Origin of the sequence: Flavobacterium sp. 316, assembly GCF_000967805.1 — a bacterium.
Lineage (GTDB): Bacteria > Bacteroidota > Bacteroidia > Flavobacteriales > Flavobacteriaceae > Flavobacterium > Flavobacterium sediminilitoris.
On sequence record NZ_JYGZ01000007.1, the window covers coordinates 128273 to 150495 of the forward strand.

22 protein-coding genes are annotated in these 22223 nt (G+C 29.0%); 15 read left to right on the plus strand and 7 right to left on the minus strand.

Annotation, left to right across the window (positions count from 1 at the left end):
• Positions 1-10: 10 nt before the first annotated feature.
• Complete coding sequence (locus tag SY27_RS15755; protein WP_045972111.1) at positions 11-1069, minus strand: acyl-CoA reductase; 1059 nt, start codon at positions 1067-1069, stop codon at positions 11-13.
• Between the two features lie 120 nt (positions 1070-1189).
• Between SY27_RS15755 and SY27_RS15760 the strand changes: the two genes are divergently transcribed.
• From SY27_RS15760 to SY27_RS15770, 3 genes are all read left to right on the plus strand, one after another.
• A complete protein-coding gene (locus tag SY27_RS15760) occupies positions 1190-1540 on the plus strand; it encodes a 4Fe-4S dicluster domain-containing protein (protein WP_045972113.1) in 351 nt (116 codons plus the stop codon).
• A 33-nt stretch (positions 1541-1573) separates the two neighbouring features.
• Positions 1574-2002, plus strand: coding sequence for a hypothetical protein (locus tag SY27_RS15765; protein ID WP_045972116.1), 429 nt, complete (start codon positions 1574-1576; stop codon positions 2000-2002).
• 131 nt (positions 2003-2133) lie between these two features.
• Positions 2134-3303 carry a hypothetical protein gene (locus SY27_RS15770; RefSeq protein WP_045972118.1) on the plus strand — a complete coding sequence of 390 codons (1170 nt, stop codon included), beginning with the start codon at positions 2134-2136 and terminating at the stop codon, positions 3301-3303.
• A 62-nt stretch (positions 3304-3365) separates the two neighbouring features.
• Here SY27_RS15770 and SY27_RS15775 read toward each other — a convergent pair whose 3' ends face one another.
• Positions 3366-6104, minus strand: coding sequence for a fibronectin type III domain-containing protein (locus tag SY27_RS15775; protein ID WP_045972120.1), 2739 nt, complete (start codon positions 6102-6104; stop codon positions 3366-3368).
• Positions 6105-6292: 188 nt separating this feature from the next.
• Positions 6293-6832 (minus strand): hypothetical protein, encoded by a 540-nt coding sequence (locus SY27_RS15780; RefSeq protein WP_045972122.1) that lies wholly within the window; start codon positions 6830-6832, stop codon positions 6293-6295.
• A gap of 199 nt (positions 6833-7031) precedes the next feature.
• Between SY27_RS15780 and ychF the strand changes: the two genes are divergently transcribed.
• The 4 genes from ychF (at position 7032) to SY27_RS15800 (ending at position 9990) form a co-directional block, all read left to right on the plus strand.
• Positions 7032-8126, plus strand: coding sequence for a redox-regulated ATPase YchF (ychF, locus tag SY27_RS15785; RefSeq protein WP_045972124.1), 1095 nt, complete (start codon positions 7032-7034; stop codon positions 8124-8126).
• Between the two features lie 97 nt (positions 8127-8223).
• Complete coding sequence (locus SY27_RS15790; RefSeq protein WP_045972126.1) at positions 8224-8727, plus strand: DUF4878 domain-containing protein; 504 nt, start codon at positions 8224-8226, stop codon at positions 8725-8727.
• 46 nt (positions 8728-8773) lie between these two features.
• Positions 8774-9430 carry a YiiX/YebB-like N1pC/P60 family cysteine hydrolase gene (locus SY27_RS15795; RefSeq protein WP_045972128.1) on the plus strand — a complete coding sequence of 219 codons (657 nt, stop codon included), beginning with the start codon at positions 8774-8776 and terminating at the stop codon, positions 9428-9430.
• 167 nt (positions 9431-9597) lie between these two features.
• Entirely contained in the window at positions 9598-9990 is a 393-nt protein-coding gene (locus tag SY27_RS15800; protein WP_152640775.1) for a hypothetical protein, read from the plus strand.
• A gap of 101 nt (positions 9991-10091) precedes the next feature.
• On the opposite strand, the gene SY27_RS15805 is transcribed toward SY27_RS15800, so the two are convergent.
• Complete coding sequence (locus tag SY27_RS15805; protein ID WP_152640776.1) at positions 10092-10607, minus strand: hypothetical protein; 516 nt, start codon at positions 10605-10607, stop codon at positions 10092-10094.
• A 169-nt stretch (positions 10608-10776) separates the two neighbouring features.
• Between SY27_RS15805 and SY27_RS15810 the strand changes: the two genes are divergently transcribed.
• On the plus strand, positions 10777-11451 hold the full coding sequence (locus SY27_RS15810; protein WP_045972132.1) for a TIGR02117 family protein: 675 nt from the start codon (positions 10777-10779) through the stop codon (positions 11449-11451).
• Position 11452: 1 nt separating this feature from the next.
• Here SY27_RS15810 and SY27_RS15815 read toward each other — a convergent pair whose 3' ends face one another.
• Both SY27_RS15815 and SY27_RS15820 read right to left on the minus strand, forming a co-directional pair.
• Positions 11453-11659: a helix-turn-helix transcriptional regulator gene (locus SY27_RS15815; protein ID WP_045972134.1), complete on the minus strand. Its 207-nt coding sequence runs from the start codon at positions 11657-11659 to the stop codon at positions 11453-11455.
• 3 nt (positions 11660-11662) lie between these two features.
• Entirely contained in the window at positions 11663-12193 is a 531-nt protein-coding gene (locus SY27_RS15820; protein WP_045972135.1) for a DUF2975 domain-containing protein, read from the minus strand.
• 162 nt (positions 12194-12355) lie between these two features.
• Here SY27_RS15820 and SY27_RS15825 point away from each other — a divergent pair, with 162 nt between their 5' ends.
• Positions 12356-14212, plus strand: coding sequence for a DNA topoisomerase IV subunit B (locus tag SY27_RS15825; RefSeq protein ID WP_045972137.1), 1857 nt, complete (start codon positions 12356-12358; stop codon positions 14210-14212).
• 69 nt (positions 14213-14281) lie between these two features.
• The gene (locus tag SY27_RS15830; RefSeq protein ID WP_045972139.1) at positions 14282-16978 is read left to right on the plus strand and encodes a DNA gyrase/topoisomerase IV subunit A; all 2697 of its coding nucleotides are present in this window, start codon (positions 14282-14284) and stop codon (positions 16976-16978) included.
• 44 nt (positions 16979-17022) lie between these two features.
• On the opposite strand, the gene SY27_RS18340 is transcribed toward SY27_RS15830, so the two are convergent.
• Positions 17023-18885: a serine hydrolase gene (locus SY27_RS18340; RefSeq protein ID WP_052705385.1), complete on the minus strand. Its 1863-nt coding sequence runs from the start codon at positions 18883-18885 to the stop codon at positions 17023-17025.
• A gap of 230 nt (positions 18886-19115) precedes the next feature.
• Between SY27_RS18340 and SY27_RS15840 the strand changes: the two genes are divergently transcribed.
• The 5 genes from SY27_RS15840 (at position 19116) to SY27_RS15860 (ending at position 22215) form a co-directional block, all read left to right on the plus strand.
• Entirely contained in the window at positions 19116-19481 is a 366-nt protein-coding gene (locus SY27_RS15840; RefSeq protein WP_045972141.1) for a hypothetical protein, read from the plus strand.
• A gap of 130 nt (positions 19482-19611) precedes the next feature.
• Positions 19612-20442, plus strand: coding sequence for a DUF3347 domain-containing protein (locus tag SY27_RS15845; protein ID WP_152640777.1), 831 nt, complete (start codon positions 19612-19614; stop codon positions 20440-20442).
• A gap of 4 nt (positions 20443-20446) precedes the next feature.
• On the plus strand, positions 20447-20908 hold the full coding sequence (locus SY27_RS15850) for a TlpA disulfide reductase family protein (RefSeq protein WP_045972143.1): 462 nt from the start codon (positions 20447-20449) through the stop codon (positions 20906-20908).
• A 3-nt stretch (positions 20909-20911) separates the two neighbouring features.
• Positions 20912-21412 carry a heavy-metal-associated domain-containing protein gene (locus SY27_RS15855; RefSeq protein ID WP_045972145.1) on the plus strand — a complete coding sequence of 167 codons (501 nt, stop codon included), beginning with the start codon at positions 20912-20914 and terminating at the stop codon, positions 21410-21412.
• The gene (locus tag SY27_RS15860; protein WP_045972147.1) at positions 21412-22215 is read left to right on the plus strand and encodes a hypothetical protein; all 804 of its coding nucleotides are present in this window, start codon (positions 21412-21414) and stop codon (positions 22213-22215) included. Before SY27_RS15855 ends, SY27_RS15860 begins: the two co-directional genes overlap by 1 nt.
• Positions 22216-22223 lie beyond the last annotated feature (8 nt).

The window sequence follows — 22223 nt, forward strand, 5'->3', positions numbered from 1 at the left end:
TCGAAATGTATTATAAATCAATTAAAAACTGAATTGTGTCAATATTATCTGCATAATCCCAAAGATTTGGTTTTTGCGTTTGACCAAAATTAACACTATTTGGAATTAGATTATTAGAAACAATACATTGAATTTGTTCAGCGTCATTACTTAATTTTTTCTCAATTTCATCAATCGAGTTATAGTATTCGTAAAAAATAGAAGAAATAGGAGAGGAGTAGCTTTCATCTTCTTTTAGGGTTAGAAAACCATTATCAAGAAGTTTAAAATTACTCATTAGGTAAACAGCTTTGTTATAATCATAATTGTTAGCATATCTTTCATATTTAACAATGTCTTGAAATTCAAATATTGCATTAAAAAAAGCATCAAAATTATATCCTTTTGGAATGAAAATTTTAGAAACATTTCTGCAACCTAATCCAAAATATCTAAAAATGTCTTCTCCTAGTAAGAGAAGATCTTCTTTTGTTTCTTTACCTGTTAAAATAGCAACTGAATTTCTATTTTTTCTAATGATGTTTGGCTTGTCTTTAAAATAATATTCAAAGTAACGAGCCGTGTTATTACTTCCTGTTGCAATTACAGCATCAAAGTTTTCAAGTTTACCTTCTATTAAGTTTATTTTTTCGTTAAATCTATAATCAATAGTGATAAGGTATTTAATTAAAAATTGAATTAAATAATGATCATTTGACGAGGTTTTGATTGTTACATTATGACCAGAAAGGAGTACAGACAAAAAATCATGAAACCCTACTAGTGGAATATTTCCAGCAAGAACTAATCCTACTGTTTTAGGAATACTATTTTTAAAATGATATGAAGATAACCATTTGTTTAAGTTTTCTTCTCGTAGTGCAATTGCCCATGATTGAATGGAAAAATATACGTTTTCAGGTGTGAACCAACCATTGTGTGATTGTGATAATTCAATTAAATTAATGAAATCATCATGAAATAAGTCATTATTTTTTACAGCTTTGTTCTCTTGGTAATTATCTAAGTGAAATTGACTTAGGAATAGACCTAATTCTACAAAACTTTTTTTTATTTCATTTTGTAACATTTGTTTTTTGTTTTTAAATGGTTTACGTTGTATTTTTGCACAAAAATAAGTAATAAGTTATAAAGAGTGGGAGAAATCTAGAAGAATTCTTCAAACTTGAAAGACTTCAAATATAAAAACATGGCAATAAAGATAACTGACGAATGTATTAATTGTGGTGCATGTGAACCAGAATGTCCTAATACAGCAATATATGAAGGTGCAGACGATTGGAGATATAAAGATGGAACTAAATTATTAGGGAAGATTATCTTGCCTGACGGAACAGAAATTGATTCTGATGCTGCGCAAACTCCATTGTCTGATGACGTGTATTATATTGTACCAGGAAAATGTACAGAATGTAAAGGTTTTCATGAAGAGCCTCAATGTGCTGCGGTTTGTCCTGTAGACTGTTGTGTGCCAGATGAAGATCATGTTGAATCAGAAGAAACATTGCTTAATAGGCAATCGTTTTTACATAACGAATAATTTATTCCCTTCTAAAAGAAGGGATTTTTTTATATGCTAAAAAAGAAAATTCCGTTTAATATTGTTTTTGCATTTTTATTTTTAGGGTGTTTATCAACTAATTTTATCTGTAAAACATATACCTACATTGTTTCAACTAAATATGAAGGTAAAATCATCGATTTTAGCGGACCTTATACAACCATTTATCCTATTATAGAAATACTAGATGAAAATAATAATAAACAAATTTTTAAAAATGAGGAATGGTTTTATTTTTTTCAGGATGACCAGTTAAAATGGTATGAAAAAGACCTTAATAAAAGAGTAACAGTATTATATAATAAATCTAGAGGACGTTATGAATATGTTACGTTTTTAAACTATTGGATTACCATACGAGACCTATTAATTTGGTTTTGTGTTCTTTTTTTTGGTGTCATTTTTATTGAGATATTTCAAATTGTAATTTTTAGAGATTAGTTTAAAAATTTAAAAAATATTTCACCTGTTTTTTAGTTTGCTTCATTTCAACCATAATATAAGGCCTTTTACCGTTAGGCTTTGGTTAGTTAGTTTAATATTTGTTAAATTTGTTAAAATTGTTATTTAGAATGAGAAAAATATTATTACTTATTTTAGTTTTCTGTTCTTTAAATTGTTTATCGCAAGAAAAAGAAATTATTGTAGAGTTTATAGATACTGATACTCAGTTGCCTGTAGAAGAGGTTACTGTAACAGCATTAAGAACTAAAGAGAACTATGTGTCAAACGCAAATGGGATTGTCAAAATTAAATTAGAAAGACCATCTTATTTAGAAATAAATCACTCCTCTTACAAAAAAGTAGTTGTAAAATCTGTTTCATTGAAAGATGAGATAAATACTGTCTATTTGGAAAGTACTGTTAATAAATTACCTGAAATAATTTTAACTAAAGATCATCCTCAGGATATTTTGAAAGCAATCGTGGAAAATTCAAGAGCAAAATTAACGATTCCTTCAAATTTAAGAATTTATATAAGAGAGTTTTTTAAACGTAATGGTTCAAATGTTTTGTATAATGATGGATTAGTCAATTTTCAAATAGAAAAAGATAAATCTACTGTAAAAACAGACATTTTAATTGAACAAAATAGAATATTAGGTTTTTTAGATGAAAGCTCAGATAAAGATATTTATGGCTATAATCTAAATGATTTAATGGAAAATTATTATCAATTTAAATATTTAGAAGAAATTCTAAGTACTAAAGTAAAAGAGAAGTATGATTTTCAAATTAAATCATATCCTGAAAATGATGGATATTATCAATTAATTATTAAACCACTAGAAGAAGAAAAAGGTTTTTTGTTTAATTATACGATACTTTATGATTATAATAAAAGGATTATTATTGAGATAGATAATTTTATTTCTCCTGAGCGAGCAGAACAAAATGCTAACTATTCAATATCTAGTAGAAAAAACATATATAAGTCTGGTTTTAAAACTACATATAGAGTAAAAGGGAATGAATATTATTTAATATATGCTAAAGAAGAAATAGGGTATTTGTCTAAAAAGAATGATGAGATTGTAAAAACAGAAATCAGAAATTATTTTGTAACATCAAAGTTTAGTACAAGATTATTTACTTATGATCCAAAAGAAGTATTTAAGGAAAAAACACTTTTAAATAGAGCAAATACAATTCTTACGGACTTTTGGAATATAGACTCAGGGTTGATTTTAACGCAAGAAGAACAAGATTTTATAGATAGTTTATCTTCAACGATAAAGTAATTTTATTTATATAAAAAAAGGGTTAGTTGAAAAACTAACCCTTTTTTTGATTTTATAGTATCTTATTCTACAATAAGTTTCGCAGTAAAAAGTTTTCTAGAATGTATTTTAATAATGTAAACACCTTTTGGTAAATCTTGGGTTAATAATGAATATTTATTGTTATTTACATTTTTAGTTGCATATAATAATTGTCCTTCAGTATTGAATAATTCGATAGCATCAATAGGATAATCACATTGAATGAAAGTTTGTTTATTATTATTTGTAGGATTTGGATATAATTTAATTCCATTATCGATTTTAAATCCTTCATTTTTTAAAGGAGATACTATTTCAAATGTAACTCGATTGGAAACTTCATCATAAGAATCATTAGTAAACATTACGATAAAATAATTTCCTTCTTCAGTAGGCATATTTTGACTTTCAATTTCTGCGTTTCCATTTGCAAGACCTTCAAAGTATTGGTAACTAATTAAAGGTTGAATATTAGGATTATCGTTTTCATTATAAATTCCTAACCAATCTTTTACAATACCAGGAGCATCAGTCCATGAAGCATTAATTTGTTCTCCTAGTTCATAAACAGGTTTGTTAATCCAAAGTTCAGTAACAATATCACCTACTTTAAAGAATGCTTTATTTCCGATAGCATTAAAACCTCCTTGTAGATAATAAGCAGCATAATAATATCCTTTTGGTAAGTTGTTAAAAGTTAACGAACCATTTGTGCTAGTTACATATTCCCAAGTAGTCGATGGTGCATCACCTGCATCAATTCCCATTTTATAAATACCAATCCAATCATTAGATAAATTTGGTGCATTTGAAAAAGAAACAACAACATCACTTCCTATTGCATATTCTGTTTCATCGGTACTTAGAACAGGAATGTCTCCAACATAAAAATATACTCTTTCGGCAACTTCTGTATAACCATCATTAATAAAAAGTGCTACATAATATCTTCCGCTAGTTGCTAATCCTGATGAAAAATTAATGGTTCCACTAGATGTTCCATTTGTATATTGCCATATTTGAGATCCTACTCCTCCTGGAGTTTGCCCATCTTTGTAAATGCCAATCCAAGTATTACTTGCAGCAGGGGCATTTATATAATTAACATTAATAGTTTGATTAACATTATAAGTATTCGTAGGGCTATTTATAGATAAAGAAGTTTCTCCAATATTACTATTTATAACCTCAAAAGATACGGCATCGCTCCAATCTGACCATTCTAAATTTTGATCTCTATATCTTAATTTAGCATAGTAAATGCCATTGTCTATTGAGTTTGAAAGGATTTCCATTTTAGTAATATCAACACCTAAGTTTACATCGACAGTAGAATCTCTTTGTGTAGCATATTTACCAAATAGGTTTTCAAAATCACGATATGATTCTTTTTCAATTACATTAAAATCAGGAAATTTAGAAATTACAAATTGAGAAGTGTTTAATAACTCAGGTTCGTTTGTAGAAAATGTACTACCATCTAAAGTAATAGGTAATTCAATAGGAGTTGAAAAAGTATTTGTAATTGATGGTTTGTTAGGTTTTGTTTTATTTTTATATCTGTGAAATTTATCCATTAACTGGTTGTTTTTCCACTTATAAATACTACCTATTGAATAACTTTCAATATCCATTTTACCATTAATAACATCAATATCTACAATTTGATACATCCAGTTACTTATTGTTTTTTGAACATCTTCAAAATCTTTTTCAGTAGACATTGACCAGTATTGATCCCAAGCTGTTCCACCTGAAATAATATTGTAAGTTGGTGTGTTTTTTAATTGTCCTCTATGATATAAGTGATGATGAGCTCCAACATGCATAATGTATTTGTCAGAAGTAGTTAAAAGCGGAACGGCTGTTTCTCTTACCCAGTTTGATATGTCTCCTACATATTGTTCTGCTTGATAAGGACGATGACTTAATGAAAATATCCAATCAACAGTTGAATCGCTATCAGCGGCAGTTAATACTTGTTGTATCCAATTTAATTGATCCGCTCCAGTATGTTCAGAACTCATACTTATAAAAAGCACATTTCCTGCTTGTTGTGCATAATAATTTTCTGAATTTGAAGAAATGCCTTGATATGATAATTCACTCATGAAGAAATGACTATAATATGAATTCATTCCAAGAGTTCCATACGTTTCATGATTTCCTACAGTTGTTTGAATAGGTAAATAACCAGACAACTCTCTATTCTTTTTAAAGTGTACATGTTCATAATGATCTAAAGTTCCAACATCAACTTGATCTCCAACCATAAATGTCATTGAAATATTATCATCTGGAGATAATGTTGCTCCCCATTTTTCTTTAATTTTTCTTTTTGCAGCAGAAACCAAAGAATCATATCGAGGTTCGTTTTTTAATTGATTATCTCCCATTATTAAAAAACGAATATGACCATCAGCAGTAGCAGCTTCACCAGGATTTGGCAATGTTTTAAAAGAGTAAATATTAGAAACATCACTACCTGTCTTAATCTTGTAATAATATTTTGTGTTAGGATTCAAATTTGTCAGTTTAGCAGAATGATAATAGTAGTTACCAGGATAACCCACATCTGTTAAAATATTTGTGTTTCCTGTTACTGTCACAGTTAAACTCGATGAATCAGTGCCATATTCAACAATTGTTTCTGAATTATTGCTTGTTTTCCAGTTAATATAAATTGAAGTAGGAGTTGCATTTTGCAAATAGGGGTAAAGTGTTTGTGAACTTACCAAGTTACAAATAGTAAGGCTTAGAAATAGAAGAAAGTTTTTCATAAAAATATATTTGATTATTATTTTTATGAAAAATTATTAGTCAAAAAAAATATCATGTATGCATAGCATTAAGCTTGAAATGATTTTAGTTAATAAAATGTTAAGAATGTTAAATAAAAAGGTTCTTCGTAAAGAAGAACCTTTTTTATAACCAAGTTATTTAAACCAACCAACTAAACTAAACCATTTTATTTGTTTTCAACCATATATTTTTCCATAATCATACTGTCTGTTTTAGGATCGTATGTTTCTAAAACTAAATTTCCACTTTCATCAAAATATCCAACAGAAACTTTGTTTTTATTTCTAAAAATATAACTGTTATTCGATGTTTTTCTTAAAACACCACTTGCCTTCTTTTTGTCGTTATTCAAAATTAAATACCCTGATTTATCGGCTTTTATCTCATATTTTACACCGTCTAAATTGTAATATGCCGAATGATCAACATCAATGTATTTTGTCTGTCCGTCAACAATTACCTGCTTTGTTGTAGTAACATTAACAGGAGTTGGTTTCATATCTTTATTTGTTTTAGGAGAGTTTGGGTTTTCAAATTCAATTTTTTGAACTTCTTTTACTTCTTCTTTTTTTACAATTGTTTTTTCGCCTTTCGAGTCTTTAATTGTTGTTTTAACAATTTTTTCTTCCGATTTTACATTTTTATTTTGAGAATACATTCCTATTGTAAATAAAAATGTTAATGTGCTTAAAAATAAAGTTTTCATAATTATAGATTTTTAGATTATTACTATGACAAAGTTAAGTTGCAATTCAAGGTATTGTGTTATATCATTTTATTAGACTTTTATATAATTTACATTTAGAACTTATTTGGTTAAAATTTTATTCCAATTGACTATATTTGCAGACTTTAAAAAAAGACATTAACCGTTAACCTAAAGTGTTAACCGTAAACTTATAAGAATGAAAGCAGGAATTGTAGGATTGCCAAATGTTGGAAAATCAACACTTTTTAATTGTTTATCAAATGCAAAAGCGCAAAGTGCTAACTTTCCGTTTTGTACTATTGAACCTAATATTGGAGTGGTAAATGTGCCTGATCCAAGAATTTCTCGTTTGGAAGAATTGGTAAAGCCAGAACGTGTTCAAATGGCAACTGTTGATATTGTTGATATTGCTGGATTAGTAAAAGGAGCAAGTAAAGGAGAAGGATTAGGGAATCAATTTTTAGGTAATATTAGAGAATGTAATGCTATTATTCATGTATTACGTTGTTTTGATAATGATAATATTGTGCACGTTGATGGAAATGTAAACCCTATTCGTGATAAAGAAACAATTGATATTGAATTACAATTAAAAGATTTAGAAACAGTTGAAAAACGTTTAGAAAAAACAAATCGAGCAGCTAAAACAGGAAATAAAGAAGCACAAGCTGAAAAAGCCTTATTGGACAGAATTCGTGAAACTTTATTGCAAGGAAAATCAGCTCGTACCGTTGTTGCACAAAATCAAGACGAAGAAGAATTAATGGAAGAATTCCAATTAATCACTTTAAAACCTGTATTATATGTTTGTAATGTAGACGAAGCTTCTGCTGTTAACGGAAACAAATATGTAGAACAAGTTCGTGAATTGGTTAAAGATGAAAATGCGGAAGTAATTGTACTTTCAGTTGGAGCTGAAGCTGATATTACTGAATTAGAAAGCTATGAAGAACGTCAAGTTTTTCTAGAAGATATGGGATTAACGGAGCCAGGATCGGCAGTATTAATTCGTGCAGCATATAAGTTATTAAACTTACAAACTTATTTTACTGCGGGTGTTAAAGAAGTTAGAGCTTGGACTATTAAAATTGGCGATACTGCACCAAAAGCAGCTGGAGTTATCCATACCGATTTCGAAAAAGGATTTATTCGTGCTGAGGTAATTGCTTTTGAAGATTTCTCTAACTTTGGTTCAGAAGCAAAAGTTAAAGAAGCAGGTAAATTACGCGTTGAAGGAAAAGAGTATATCGTGAAAGATGGTGATGTAATGCACTTTAGATTTAACGTTTAATTTTTGATTTAAATAGTATTAAAATAATAATGAAAATTATTGTAAAAAATATTTTACAAATCAAATTATACACTATTTTTGGTGAAAATATAAAAAAATGAAAAAAAGTAAAAATCTAGTAGTTAGTGTATTAAAAGTAGTAGTATTAAGTGTATTATTATTTAATGTAGGTTGTTCTAAAGAATCTGAAGTAGAAGCAGTTGCTGAGAAATTTTTAACGCATTTGAATAAATTTGAATTTAAAGAAGCTAAAGAATATTGCGACGATAAAACAGCTCCTATGATAGGAATGTTAGAAAGTTTTGCTGCTATGGCAAAAGATTTACCAAAAGAAGAAGAAGCTACATTTAAAATTATAGGTTCTGAAATTAAAGATGATGTAGCAACAGTTACTTATAATCAAACAAAAGAAGGACAAACAAAAGAAGAGAAATTGATTTTGAAAAAAATCGATGGAAAATGGAAAGTATCTATGAACAAAGAAGATGCTAATAAAGAAGATGGTAAAGTTCCTTCAGAAGAAATGTTAGAAACAGAAACTATAGAAGAAGATACTACAACAGTTGAAGATGCAACTATTGAGTTGGATACTATAAGCTAGTATTTTTTTAAAATTATATTTAAAATTCCGAAAATAAAAGTGCCTTATGAAAAAAATGCTTTTTATTTTCGGAATTTTTATTTTAATAACAATGGTAAGCTATAAGCTGTTTTTTTATTTTGATAGCAGAGAAGAAATAAATCAAGTTAATAAAAATAAAAAACAAATACGCTTAACAACTTCTGATATTGAAAAACTACAAGAAGGAGATATTATTTTAAGACGCGGTTATGGTTATTTTAGCGATATGATTGCAAGTCATTTAAATACCAAAGGCTTTGATGTGACACACGCTGGAATTTTAACGAAAAAAAAGAACGAATGGTATGTTATTCATTCTCTTTCATCAGATGTTTCAGAAATTGATGGCATGCAAATTCAGAAATTAACCGATTTTTTAAAATATTCTCAGCCTAATAAAATTGTTGTAAGTCGATTTAAAAATATTACTTCAGGACAGCAACACCAGATAGTTGTTGAAGCACAAAAATTACTCAATTTAAAAATTCCATTTGATCATAAAGGTGATATTGAAGATGCTTCCAAAATGTACTGTACAGAAATGATTTGGTATATTTTAGAAAATAAACTTAAACTGGCTCAAATTCCTCAAAAAAAAGAAGAAAGGGAAACTTTTTTTTACTCCATGAAATGCATGTATGACTTGTCTTATTTTAATTTGGTAATTAATAAATATCACTAATTAAAACTTTTTTCCTAAATTAGTTTATAGATTTAAATATTAAAAGAAATAAAAGTTTTTAATTTAAATAATGAAAAATGAGAATAGTACTATTTTGTTTTTTCTTTTTTAGTTTATTTACTTTCTCCCAAGAAAAGAAAGTGGTTGACTTATTAAATAAGCAACTTATGAAAGAAATTAAAAAATTCTCAGATGAAGATTCTTTGAAAATAATTCAACCTTTTCACGTAGATGAAAGTAAAAAACTAGTTCTCGAAGTTGAAAAATATAATAGTTATAGCGAGCAATGGGAAGTAATTAAAGCCGAAGTACCATTAGATAAAATATCAGGTTTTATTAGAGATATCAATGTTATTTTTGAAACAGAATATAATGATGTTTCGGAAACTATTACCACTTATAATGAAAAAAGAGAACTTTTAACGACTAATACACGCAATACCAATATGTTTTTTACTCAAATTAGTAAAGAAAACAATATTAAATCTTTTAGGAATGCAGTATTAAAGGCTTTTAAAAGAGCAGGTTTTTCAATAAATTCTGAGTTTTGGGCTAATTAATTACAGGAAATAAAACTATTCAAAAGCACAAAAAAATACTCCATGAAATGCATACATAATTTGTCTTGTGTTAAAAATCATATAAGTTATTAATCTGCTAATTATAAAATTCTAGTTTCAAAATTTTTCCATATTACAGCAATTATAATGCTCAATAACAAGAAAATAATTTTGTTTTTTATGGCAAATGTTTTACTTTTTTGAAATAGAATTTTTATTACTTCTTTCATGTGTGTAAAATTGAAAGCCATTAAGAGAAAAAGTAAAACTTGATATAAAATTGCACTTTTGAAAGCACCATGATTAACATCATAAATAAAATCTTGTATAATAATGTTAAAAAGAATGGTTGATAAAAGAAGGCATCCAAATAGTCGAGTTTTAGCAAAGAGTAAGCTGATTGCTCCAATAACTTGAAAAACACCAATTATGATAGGATAAGTTACAGAATAACCATAAAAAGCCCACATTAAATCTTGTCCAGAAATGGTACTTAAATCAACTACTTCAGATACTTTTCTAAATTGAATTGATTTAGAAGCTCCGTATGCGAACATTGAGATAGAAACAATGAAAATAGAGATCCAATGGATTACAAATAATAGTTTATCTTTCATAATTTAGTTTTTAATTAAGGAGTCTTTTTTAGATTTATGATATTCCTGAAATTTATTTTATGGAATTAATGTTACGTTTTAGAGAGACGAATAAGCATTTTTTTTGTTACGTTATTTTTCTAAAAAAATACGTAGTTTTGAGATTGATTTGTGAAAATTATTTTGATTTATGAAAAGACTTTTAAAATTAACACTGAAAATAGTATTAGGATTTCTAGGTTTTTTATTGCTTTATGCTATCGTTATTTTCTTTACGTCTATTGTTTCAGTAAACGAAAATAATGAAGTTACAAATAAAAATATTCCGATTTATATCCTTTCCAACGGAGTACATACAGACATTGTTTTACCATTGAAAAACGAAATAAAAGATTGGTCAACTGATATTTCATATTTAGATACCAAAGCAAAAGATTCCACTAGACAAAGTCTGGCTTTTGGTTGGGGAGATAAAGGATTTTATTTAGACACACCTACTTGGGCTGATTTAAAAGCTTCTACAGCAGCAAAAGCCATTACAGGATTGAGTTCGTCTGCGATGCATATTACTTTTTATGGGAGTCTAAAAGAAGATGAGAATTGTAAAAAGTTCTTTATCTCTGAAAATCAATATCAAAAGATGATACGTTATATTGAGAATAGCTTTTTATTAGACACTTCAAATAAAATACAACGCATTGGAATCCATTCCTATGGCAAACACGACATTTTCTACGAAGCGAAAGGCAGTTATAATTTGTTTTATACTTGCAACACTTGGGCAAACCAAGCCTTAAAAGCAGGAAACCAAAAAGCAGCACTTTGGACGGTTTTAGATAAAGGAATTTTTTGGCATTATAACTAAATTAGTCTTTCTTATATTCTAAAATATCACCTGGTTGGCATTCTAAAACCTTGCAAATCATTTCTAATGTATTAAAGCGAATGGCTTTTGCTTTTCCGGTTTTTAAAATTGACAAATTTGACAATGTTAAACCAACTTTTTCTGATAGTTCGTTTAATGACATTTTTCGTTTAGCCATCATTACATCTAGGTTTACAATAATTGCCATAATTTAAACGGTTAAGTCATTTTCATCTTGAATTTCTGTACCTTTTTGCATGATTACTGCAATTATATAAATTAAACCAGCAAAAAATATAATTTCATTTGCATTCCATTCAATGCTTAGTTTTTGGATTGTTTTACTTATCCATTTAAAATTAGAATTTGCAACAGCTCCAAAAATTCCTGTAATAAAGACCCATAAACTAATGTCAAAAACAAATTTTGTTGTTTCAGTTGTAAAAGGTTTTTCAAATTTTAATATAGTAAACAACTTAACTACTTTGTAAGCGATAAATGTTTTTAAGAAATTCATGATAATATAAGAAGTCATAATGATATGATATTGCACAACATCTTTAGTTAAAATTTCATTTAAGTCTATAGGTTTGTATAGCTTAAAATTAGCGGTTTCAGTAATAAATACACTTGCTAAATAACTGCATAATAAAACGCCTGTTTCTATGCATAAGGCAATAAACACTATCCAAAAAAGTACATTCATGATAGTTAAAATAGTTTTTGAAGATTTTGTATTCATATTGAATTACTTTTAAAATTTATTCAAAAATAAAAAATATTTATTACAAAACAATAAATTTTATTTTTTTTATTTGTTATTTTTATTGTCAATAACTTCTGGTTTCAATACTTTCATTCTTTTAAGATAAATGCTATATTGCACAAAATCCGAAATCTGTTTATGCTAGAGCAAAATCAATACACCGAAGACAATATTCGTTCACTCGACTGGAAAGAGCATATCCGTATGCGTCCAGGAATGTACATTGGAAAACTGGGAGACGGTTCCTCACCAGATGATGGAATTTATATTCTATTAAAAGAGGTGATGGATAACTGTATCGATGAATTCGTTATGGGTGCTGGAAAAACCATTGAAGTAACGATTAAAGAGAAACTAGTTACCGTTCGCGATTATGGTCGTGGTATTCCATTAGGGAAAGTAGTCGATGTGGTTTCCAAAATGAACACAGGAGGAAAGTACGATTCTAAAGCCTTTAAAAAATCAGTAGGTTTAAATGGAGTAGGTACCAAAGCAGTTAATGCACTTTCAAACTTTTTCCGTGTAGAATCGGTTCGTGATAACCAACAAAAAGCAGCAGAATTTTCCGCAGGAAATCTTACAATTGAAGAAGACGTAATAGAAACTACCAAGCGCAAAGGAACAAAAGTATCTTTCGTTGCAGATGAAACCATCTTTAAAAACTATAAGTATCGTAATGAGTACATCATTAAAATGCTTAAAAACTATTGTTACTTAAATCGCGGTTTGACGATTTATTACAATGGTGAAAAATATGTTTCTGAAAATGGATTAAAAGATTTATTAGACGAAAATATTTCAGAAGAAGATATGGTATATCCAATCATTCACTTAGAAGGTGATGATATTGAAGTAGCTATAACACATAGTAAAACACAATATTCAGAAGAATATCATTCGTTTGTAAACGGACAAAACACAACGCAAGGAGGAACACACTTAAGTGCTTTTCGTGAAGCTATTGTAAGAGCAATAAAAGAATTTTATAATAAGAATTTTGAAGCTTCTGATATACGTAAATCAATAGTTTCAGCAGTTTCGGTAAAAGTAGAAGAACCTGTTTTTGAATCACAGACCAAAACCAAATTAGGTTCAACAGATATTGGACCAAATGGACCAACAGTTCGTACTTTTGTAAATGACTTTATCAAAACAAAATTAGATAACTTCTTACATAAAAATCCAGAAGTAGCTGATTTGTTATTGCGTAAGATTTTACAAGCAGAAAGAGAACGAAAAGAATTATCAGGTATTCGTAAATTAGCAAAAGACAGAGCTAAAAAAGCAAACTTACACAATAAAAAACTAAGAGATTGTAGAGTACATTTAGCAGATGTTAAGAATCCAAGAAGTCTAGAAAGTACACTTTTTATTACAGAGGGAGATTCGGCTTCTGGTTCGATTACGAAATCGCGTGATGTGAATACGCAAGCCGTTTTTAGTTTGCGTGGAAAGCCTTTGAACTCATATGGAATGTCTAAAAAGATTGTGTACGAAAATGAAGAGTTCAATTTATTACAAGCCGCTTTAAATATTGAAGAAGATATGGGCGATTTGCGTTACAACAACATTGTAATTGCAACCGATGCCGATGTCGATGGAATGCACATTCGATTGTTATTAATTACGTTCTTTTTACAGTTCTTTCCAGAATTAATTAAAGACGGACATTTGTATATTTTACAAACACCATTATTCCGTGTACGAAATAAAAAAGAAACAATTTATTGTTATAGTGAAGAAGAAAGAGTAAGCGCTATTGAAAAATTAAAACCAAAACCAGAAATTACACGATTCAAAGGGCTTGGAGAAATTTCACCAGACGAATTTAAATTCTTTATTGGCGATGATATCCGATTAGATCCAGTAATGCTAGACAAAGGAACAACCATTGAAAAATTATTAGAATTCTATATGGGTAAAAATACGCCAGATAGACAAGAATTCATCATAAATAATTTGAAAGTAGAATTAGATGTAATTGAAAAAGAGTAGTTCACAGCTTACAGTTAAAAGTTCGCAGTTGTCGTAACTTTTTAACCGTTAACCGTAAACCCCAAAAAAATGAACGAAGACGAAGAAAACATAAACCCAGAAGAACAAAACGAATCGGCAAACGAATCTAATGAAACAGAAGGTTTTGATGATATAAAAACATCAGGGCATCATTTTTACGAAAACAACGAAAATCCAGAAGATACGATTACAAAAGTAACCGGAATGTATAAGGATTGGTTTTTAGATTATGCTTCTTATGTAATATTAGAACGTGCGGTTCCAGCGATTGAAGACGGTTTTAAACCTGTGCAACGTAGAATCATGCATTCCATGAAAGAACTAGATGATGGTCGTTACAACAAGGTGGCGAATATTGTTGGACACACCATGCAATATCATCCTCACGGTGATGCCAGTATTGGTGATGCAATGGTACAAATTGGGCAAAAAGACCTAATTATCGATATGCAAGGTAACTGGGGAAATATCCTTACAGGTGATAGCGCTGCGGCTTCTCGTTATATTGAAGCTCGTATTTCTAAGTTTGGTCATGATGTTTTATATTCTCCAAAAATTACCGAATGGGGAACTTCTTATGATGGTCGTCGTGCAGAACCTATAAATCTTCCTGTTAAATTCCCACTACTTTTAGCACAAGGAGCAGAAGGAATTGCCGTTGGTTTGTCAACAAAAGTTTTACCACACAATTTCAATGAATTAATTGATTCATCAATAAAAATATTAAAAGGAAAACCATTTACTTTATATCCAGATTTCCCAACTGCCGGTATTGCAGATGTGTCTAATTATAATGATGGATTACGTGGTGGTCGTGTACGTGTACGTGCCAAAATTTCTCAACTAGATAAATCTACTTTAGTTATTACTCAAATTCCATTTTCAACAAATACTTCCTCTTTAATAGATAGTATTTTGAAAGCGAATGATAAAGGTAAAATCAAAGTTAAAAAAATTGAAGATAACACAGCAGCAGAAGTTGAAATCGTCATTCATTTACCATCTGGTGTTTCTCCAGATAAAACGATTGATGCATTGTATGCATTTACAGCATGTGAAACATCTATCGCTCCTTTAGGGTGTGTTATTGAAAACAATAAGCCATTGTTTATTGGCGTTTCTGATATGTTGAAAATTTCAACAAACAGAACAGTCAATTTATTAAAACGTGAACTAGAAATTCAATTAGACGAATTAGAAAACAAATGGCACTTTTCAACTTTAGAAAAAATATTCATTCGTGAAGAAATGTATATCGACTTTAAATTATATAGCGATAGAGAAAGTCTTTACGAATATTTATACAAAAAATTTGAACCATTTAAAAAATTATTAGTTCGTGATATTCACGATGACGATTTGCAAAAATTAACGCAAATCCCTATGATTCGTATTACTCGTTTCGATTCCGATAAAGCCGATGACGCTATTGCGAAATTAGAAGCAGAAATGGAACAAGTAAAACACGATTTGGCAAATATCATTGATTATACCATTACTTTTTTTACTAAACTAAAAGAAAAATATGGAAAAGGACGTGAACGTCAAACAGAATTAAGAAGCTTCGATACTATTGAAGCAACAAAAGTAGCATTAAGAAATACAAAATTATACGTTAATAAGATAGAAGGCTTCCTTGGAACTGGACTTAAAAAGGACGAATATGTAGCAGATTGTTCTGATATTGATGATGTTATTGTCTTTTTAAGAGATGGACGAATGGTTGTTACAAAAGTTGATGATAAAAAATTTATAGGTAAAGACATTATTCATGTGGCAATTTTTGATAAAAACGATAAGAGAACCATTTATAATGTCATATATAGAGATGGAAAAAGTGGCGCAACCTTTGTAAAGCGTTTCAATGTTTCAGGTGTAACACGTGATAAAGAATATCATATTACACAAGAAAAACCAGGATCACAAATTCTTTATTTTTCTCACAATCCTAATGGAGAAGCTGAAGTGGTAACTATTTTGTTACGCCAAGTAGGCAGTATTAAAAAACTAAAATGGGATTTAGATTTTGCAGACATTTTAATAAAAGGTAGAGGATCCAAAGGGAATTCAGTTTCAAAATATCCAATTAAGAAAATTGAATTAAAAGAGAAAGGAATTTCAACGCTACGACCAAGAAAAATATGGTTTGATGAAACAGTTCAACGTTTAAACGTAGATGGAAGAGGAGAATTGTTAGGAGAATTCAAACCAAATGATAGATTGTTAATCATTAACCAATCAGGAAAATTAAAAACCATTATTCCAGAATTAACCACTCATTTTGATCAAGATATGGTGGTTTTAGAAAAATGGAAACCTAATAAACCCATTTCAGCTATTTATTTTGATGGTGAAAAGGAACGCTATTATGTAAAACGTTTTGTAATTGAAAATGAAAATAAAGAAGAAATTTTTATTACTGAACATGAGAAATCTCAATTAGAGATTGTTTCCACCGACTGGAAACCAATGGCTGAGGTTATTTTTGCCAAAGTAAAAGGAGTTCAAAAAGAAACTTTGCAAGTAAATCTAGAAGAATTTATTGCATTGAAAGGAATTAAAGCTTTGGGGAACCAATTAACGGCAGATAAAGTAAAACAAATTAACTTATTGGAACCACTTCCTTTTGAAGAACCAGTAGAACCTGAACCAGAAAAGATGGAAGTCACAGATGAAGAATCAGTTTCTGATGATGTAAAAACAGATTTAGATGATGATGGTCAAATCACTTTGTCTCTAGATTAAAAAAAAGTAAAAGGCTGTATCTTTTGATACAGCCTTTTACTTTTTTAGAATAAATCATAACTTGGAAAGGCAGAAACATCTTTAACCGCAGTTGAAATATCATTTAATAGTTTACTAAGATTATCATCATTGGATGGTGCATTATTAATGATTATTGCAATGCTATAACCATCACCAATTTCTGCCAACCATGATCTAGAACCTCCATGCGCTCCGTTGTGTCTTTGTTTATCACCTGAAATTGTCCAACCACAACCATAATTTGGTGATAAAGGAGTGTTTTGTGTTAGTATTGCATGTGTACTTGCCTTTATAATGTCAGTAGGAGGAGTACTTCCATCTACTTTTCCTAAATACTTCACAAGATCAATAGGTCTGGCAACCCAACCTCCAAAACCTGCCCATAATTGCATGTTTTGTTTGGTTTCTGGTGTATAATGTGCTTCATTTGATTTTACACTACCATTAGCTAAACCAACATACATTCCTGATCCTACACCAGCTGGATTCAAGACATTTGTTCTGATAAAGTTTTCATAAGATTGACCACTTATTTGTTGAATTACTAGTGCTAAAATAAAATAACCAGTGTTTGAATAAGAATATTTAGTATTAGGATCAAATTTTAGTAAATCAGATGATTTTAACAACATTTTCATGGTGTCATCATAAGTTTTGTCTTTATTCCAAAATTCTGCTTCTCCATTGCATGATCTTAATCCTGAAGTATGATGTAATAATTGTGAAATTGTAATGTCATTTAGTTTCTTTTTATCAGATGGAGTAGCATATTTAGATCCTAAGATACTGTTTGGACCAAAGACTTTTTGATTCATACTAATCTTGTTTTGTTCCAAAAGTTTCATAATTCCAGCTGCAGTTACTGATTTTGATACACTCATTATTCTCATCGAATGATTGGGTGACATAATTTCATTTGTTGCTTTATCAGCATATCCATAAGATTTTGCAAAAACTAATCTTCCATTTTTAGTAACGGCAAAAGAATAACCATTTACTCCTTGTGTAGACATGTAGTTTTCAACAGCGTTATCCATTTTATTAATATCAGCAGATTTCATTACCTTATTAGTCCAAATAGCATTATAATTATCCGCTCCACTTGAAGCAAATGCATTTACAAAAACAGGTACATATCCTTGATAATATAAGTTGTCAAATGTATTTTGGTAGTTTTTTCTACTCAAACCATGTTTAGCCATTGCCAAAGGATATGTAGATTTTTCCCAAATAGCAGCATATAAATCAGTGCGCCCTTTTTGATAACCACTAACACATTTTAAATGATATCCTTTACTGGTAAAGTCATTAAAAGCTTTTTGGTAATCAGCTGAATTTAGATTATGCCTAGCTATTATAGAACCTGATTTCTTTTCCCAAAAAGCGGCAAAATATTCTGTTCCATTCACAACGTAGCCTGAAACTTGTTGTAATTGGTATCCCGCTTTGCTATTATCATTAAAAGCTTTTTGATAATCAGCAGCTGTCATATTATGCTTTGCTTTCCAAGCTCCTCCTGAGCTTTTATCCCAAACAGCAGCAAATTTTGCTTGATTTCCAACACCATATCCTGATAAACAAACAAGTCTGTATCCTTTGCTAACTTTATCATTGAAATCTTTTTGATACTCCGTAGATGACATTCCGTGTCTAGCAGCCCAAGCTGGTCCAGTTACCTTATTCCAGATTGCCGCATACAATTCTTTACCATTACTAGTATAGCCTGATAATGAAGTAACTCTATAACCCTTTGCACTTAGGTTGTTAAATTCGGTTTGATATTGAGCTGGTGTCATAGCATGTCTTGCAACAAATTGCGAAGACATTGTTCCAGTAATAAATAATAGTATTATTACTAGAATTTCTTTTTTAAATAATTGTTTCATTTTTTTTATTGTTAATTAGACTTTTTTAGGTATTTATTTTTATGAGACAAATGTAAACTCATATTTAATGCTAGGAAAGAGTACAAATACCTTTTATTAAGGGGGTATTCCCTTTTTTATTTGGTGTAGTTTATACTATAATTAGTGATAAATTACATTAAGTTTAGATTAATATTTTGCTTATCTTTAACAGACTTATATATTTTTTATTATACTTTTGTGTCCTAATTATGATAAGATTTTTCTACATAGTGTTATTTGTAACTCTTGGATTCTTTTTGAGTCCAACAGAAGCCTATGCTTGCACTACAAAATCCACACAAAAAGAAAAATCTTGTTGTAAAGTAGAAAAATCTTTAGAAAAAGAGAAAAGTTGTTGTGATAAAACAAAATCAGAAAAAGAAGGATGTAATGGAAATTGTAACAATTCAAGTTGTAGTGTTTCCCTAGTTTTTTCAAGTATTTTATCAATTTATCCTTTTGAAATTAAAGAACCAACTTTAATTATTCAAGATAAAAAAACCAACTTTAGCTACTTAGAAAAACCTATCACTCTTGGTTTTTATGCTATTTGGTCTCCTCCTAAAATAGGTTAACTCCTTTTCATGACAGCCCATATTCTGTCAAAATTTGAGCATTTTTCTGCTCAACACTATCTATTTATTACAATTTAAAATTTTACTAATAAAAACAAATATCACTTATTTGTTTTTAAAATCTTATATAATGAAAAATTCATTAAAAATTTTCATGGTAGCATTCTCAATGTTATCATTCATCGCTTGCGATGCACAAATTAAAAATGCAAAAACAGCTACAGTTAAAATATCAGGAAACTGTGGAATGTGTAAATCTACAATAGAAAAAGCAGGAAACCTTAAAAAGGTAGCAAACGTAGATTGGAATAAAGAAACTAAAACAGCAGAAATTACTTTTGATTCAAAAAAAACAAATCAAGATGAAATTCTAAAAAGAATAGCACTTGCAGGTTATGATAATGAAAAATTTCTAGCGCCTAATGATGCGTATGATAATTTACACGGATGTTGTCAATACAATAGAGAATCAAAAGAAGTTGTAAAAGAAGAAAAACACCACTCTGAAGAAAAAACAATACAACAAGAAGATGGAAAATTAACCACTGTTTTTGAAAAATATTTCATATTAAAAGATGCTTTGGTTATGAGTGATGTATCTAAATCAACAACTATTTCTAATGAACTTATTGCAGCTATAAATGCAGTTGATATGAAAGTATTAGCAAATGATGTTCACATGGTTTGGATGAAAAAAAGGAACGCAATAGAAGAAACAACCAAAGCCATTTCGAGTTCAAAAGATATAGATAATCAACGTAAACAATTCATAACATTATCGAATGATATCTATGATATTATAAAAGTTTCAAAATTTCAATCGCCAGTTTACATTCAACATTGTCCAATGGCAAATAATGGAAAAGGAGCAAATTGGTTAAGTAAAGAAAGTACAGTTAAAAATCCATATTATGGAAGCAAAATGCTTTCATGTGGAAAAGTAGTTGAAACAATAAAGTAATAGAATGAATAAAATAATGATCGTAGTATTTCTATTTTCAATAGGAATGCAAGCTCAAATAAAAATAGGAGATCAGTTACCTTCTTTTACGCTTAAAAATACTTTAAATCAAGAAGTTAAGAGTAATGGATTTAAAGGGAAATGGATATTATTTGACTTTTGGGCATCTTGGTGTGCACCATGTAGAATTGCAAATAAAAAGATGGTAAAATTATATGATGAAATAGATCATAATAAACTCGAAATCGTTGGCATATCCGTTGATAAAGACGAAGAAAAATGGAAAAAAGCCATTTTAAAAGATAAAATTAAATACACACAACTTATAGATCCAAAAGGATTTAATGCAGAAACCGCACTTTTGTTTGGTGTTGAAGAACTTCCAACAACTTTTTTATTCAATTCAGAAGGGAAATTAATAGCAATAAACCCAACTGAAGAAGAAATAACTAATTATATAAAATAAGAAATGAAAAATATCATCCTAAAAACAGCCATGATTATTACTATAATCATGATGAGTAATAATTTAAATGCTCAAATAGCAAAAGCAGAAATTAGAGCAACAGGACTAACCTGTTCTATGTGTTCAAATGCAATTAATAAACAACTTAAAAACCTTCCAGAAGTACAAGAAGTAGATACTGATTTAAATACAAATACTTTTATTGTTACACTTAAAGAAGGAAACACAATAAATCCAAATGTGTTTAAAGAAAGCGTTGAAAAAGCAGGTTTCTTTATCGGATCACTTATTCTTACAACAAATTCAGAAAATGTACTTAACGATAAATCATTTGTACTAATTGAGGACAAAAAGATAAGCACTAATGAAGAAGTACAAATTCAAATCTTAGATAAAGGATATGTAACAGACAAAGAATTTAAAAAATTAGCTAAAAAATATAAAAATATTGAAACATACCTTTCAAATGCAAAAGATGTTTTTCATATTAAAGTTGTAAACTAATGAAAAAAATATTGATTATTTTTGTTATAACCTTTTTTCAAAATAGTAAAGCGCAAGAATTATTTGTAGTAACAGATCCAGCAAGTAATGTTCCTACCAATTCATTAAGTATTCGCTTAGCAAATACATTTTTTGAAAGAACTATAGATAATAAATACAATTATAGTTTTAATCCAGAAGTAACGTATGGTTTAAATAAAAACCTAATGTTTAGAGGAACTATCTTTAATAGTAATAGAAATGGAAACTTTGAGTTTTCAGGAGCAAACATATACTCAAAATATAGATTCTTCTCTTCTGACGATTTAAACAGTCATTTTAGAATGGCAGCATACGGAAGATTGGGTTTTAATAATAGTCCAATTCATCAAGAACAGATAGAAATTATGGGACAAAATGGTGGTTTTGAAGCAGGAATTGTAGCCACAAAATTAATTCATAAAATAGCAATTAGTTCATCTGTAAGTTTTGAAAAAGTATTCAATAATGGTTCAGAAAATCCATTTCCAGATAATTTAGGAAATAACGCAACAAATTATACGTTGTCATTTGGAAAATTAATGTATCCCAAAAAATACACTAATTATAAACAAACAAATATTAATTTAATGCTAGAATTTGTTGGGCAAACGATAAATGAAAACGGAAAATCCTATTTAGATGTAATTCCAGCCATTCAGTTTATTATAAATAGTCAAGCACGAATTGATTTAGCCTATAAAAGAGAATTAATAAATTCAATGCAAAGAACAGCACCTAATGGCTTTTATCTAAACTTTGAATATACTTTTTTTAATTTATAAATTACACT

Excerpts from the sequence above, each read along its gene's own strand:
- ychF (WP_045972124.1), top strand. The coding sequence starts at position 7,032 with ATGAAAGCAGGAATTGTAGGATTGCCAAATGTTGGAAAATCAACACTT.
- SY27_RS15765 (WP_045972116.1), top strand. The coding sequence starts at position 1,574 with ATGCTAAAAAAGAAAATTCCGTTTAATATTGTTTTTGCATTTTTATTT.
- SY27_RS15810 (WP_045972132.1), top strand. The coding sequence starts at position 10,777 with ATGAAAAGACTTTTAAAATTAACACTGAAAATAGTATTAGGATTTCTA.
- SY27_RS15855 (WP_045972145.1), top strand. The coding sequence starts at position 20,912 with ATGAAAAATATCATCCTAAAAACAGCCATGATTATTACTATAATCATG.
- SY27_RS15790 (WP_045972126.1), top strand. The coding sequence starts at position 8,224 with ATGAAAAAAAGTAAAAATCTAGTAGTTAGTGTATTAAAAGTAGTAGTA.
- SY27_RS15840 (WP_045972141.1), top strand. The coding sequence starts at position 19,116 with ATGATAAGATTTTTCTACATAGTGTTATTTGTAACTCTTGGATTCTTT.
- SY27_RS15830 (WP_045972139.1), top strand. The coding sequence starts at position 14,282 with ATGAACGAAGACGAAGAAAACATAAACCCAGAAGAACAAAACGAATCG.
- SY27_RS15845 (WP_152640777.1), top strand. The coding sequence starts at position 19,612 with ATGAAAAATTCATTAAAAATTTTCATGGTAGCATTCTCAATGTTATCA.
- SY27_RS15780 (WP_045972122.1), bottom strand. The coding sequence starts at position 6,832 with ATGAAAACTTTATTTTTAAGCACATTAACATTTTTATTTACAATAGGA.
- SY27_RS15825 (WP_045972137.1), top strand. The coding sequence starts at position 12,356 with ATGCTAGAGCAAAATCAATACACCGAAGACAATATTCGTTCACTCGAC.
- SY27_RS15820 (WP_045972135.1), bottom strand. The coding sequence starts at position 12,193 with ATGAATACAAAATCTTCAAAAACTATTTTAACTATCATGAATGTACTT.
- SY27_RS15795 (WP_045972128.1), top strand. The coding sequence starts at position 8,774 with ATGAAAAAAATGCTTTTTATTTTCGGAATTTTTATTTTAATAACAATG.
- SY27_RS15805 (WP_152640776.1), bottom strand. The coding sequence starts at position 10,607 with ATGAAAGATAAACTATTATTTGTAATCCATTGGATCTCTATTTTCATT.
- SY27_RS15850 (WP_045972143.1), top strand. The coding sequence starts at position 20,447 with ATGAATAAAATAATGATCGTAGTATTTCTATTTTCAATAGGAATGCAA.
- SY27_RS15775 (WP_045972120.1), bottom strand. The coding sequence starts at position 6,104 with ATGAAAAACTTTCTTCTATTTCTAAGCCTTACTATTTGTAACTTGGTA.
- SY27_RS15815 (WP_045972134.1), bottom strand. The coding sequence starts at position 11,659 with ATGGCAATTATTGTAAACCTAGATGTAATGATGGCTAAACGAAAAATG.
- SY27_RS15770 (WP_045972118.1), top strand. The coding sequence starts at position 2,134 with ATGAGAAAAATATTATTACTTATTTTAGTTTTCTGTTCTTTAAATTGT.
- SY27_RS18340 (WP_052705385.1), bottom strand. The coding sequence starts at position 18,885 with ATGAAACAATTATTTAAAAAAGAAATTCTAGTAATAATACTATTATTT.
- SY27_RS15860 (WP_045972147.1), top strand. The coding sequence starts at position 21,412 with ATGAAAAAAATATTGATTATTTTTGTTATAACCTTTTTTCAAAATAGT.
- SY27_RS15755 (WP_045972111.1), bottom strand. The coding sequence starts at position 1,069 with ATGTTACAAAATGAAATAAAAAAAAGTTTTGTAGAATTAGGTCTATTC.
- SY27_RS15800 (WP_152640775.1), top strand. The coding sequence starts at position 9,598 with ATGAAAGAAATTAAAAAATTCTCAGATGAAGATTCTTTGAAAATAATT.
- SY27_RS15760 (WP_045972113.1), top strand. The coding sequence starts at position 1,190 with ATGGCAATAAAGATAACTGACGAATGTATTAATTGTGGTGCATGTGAA.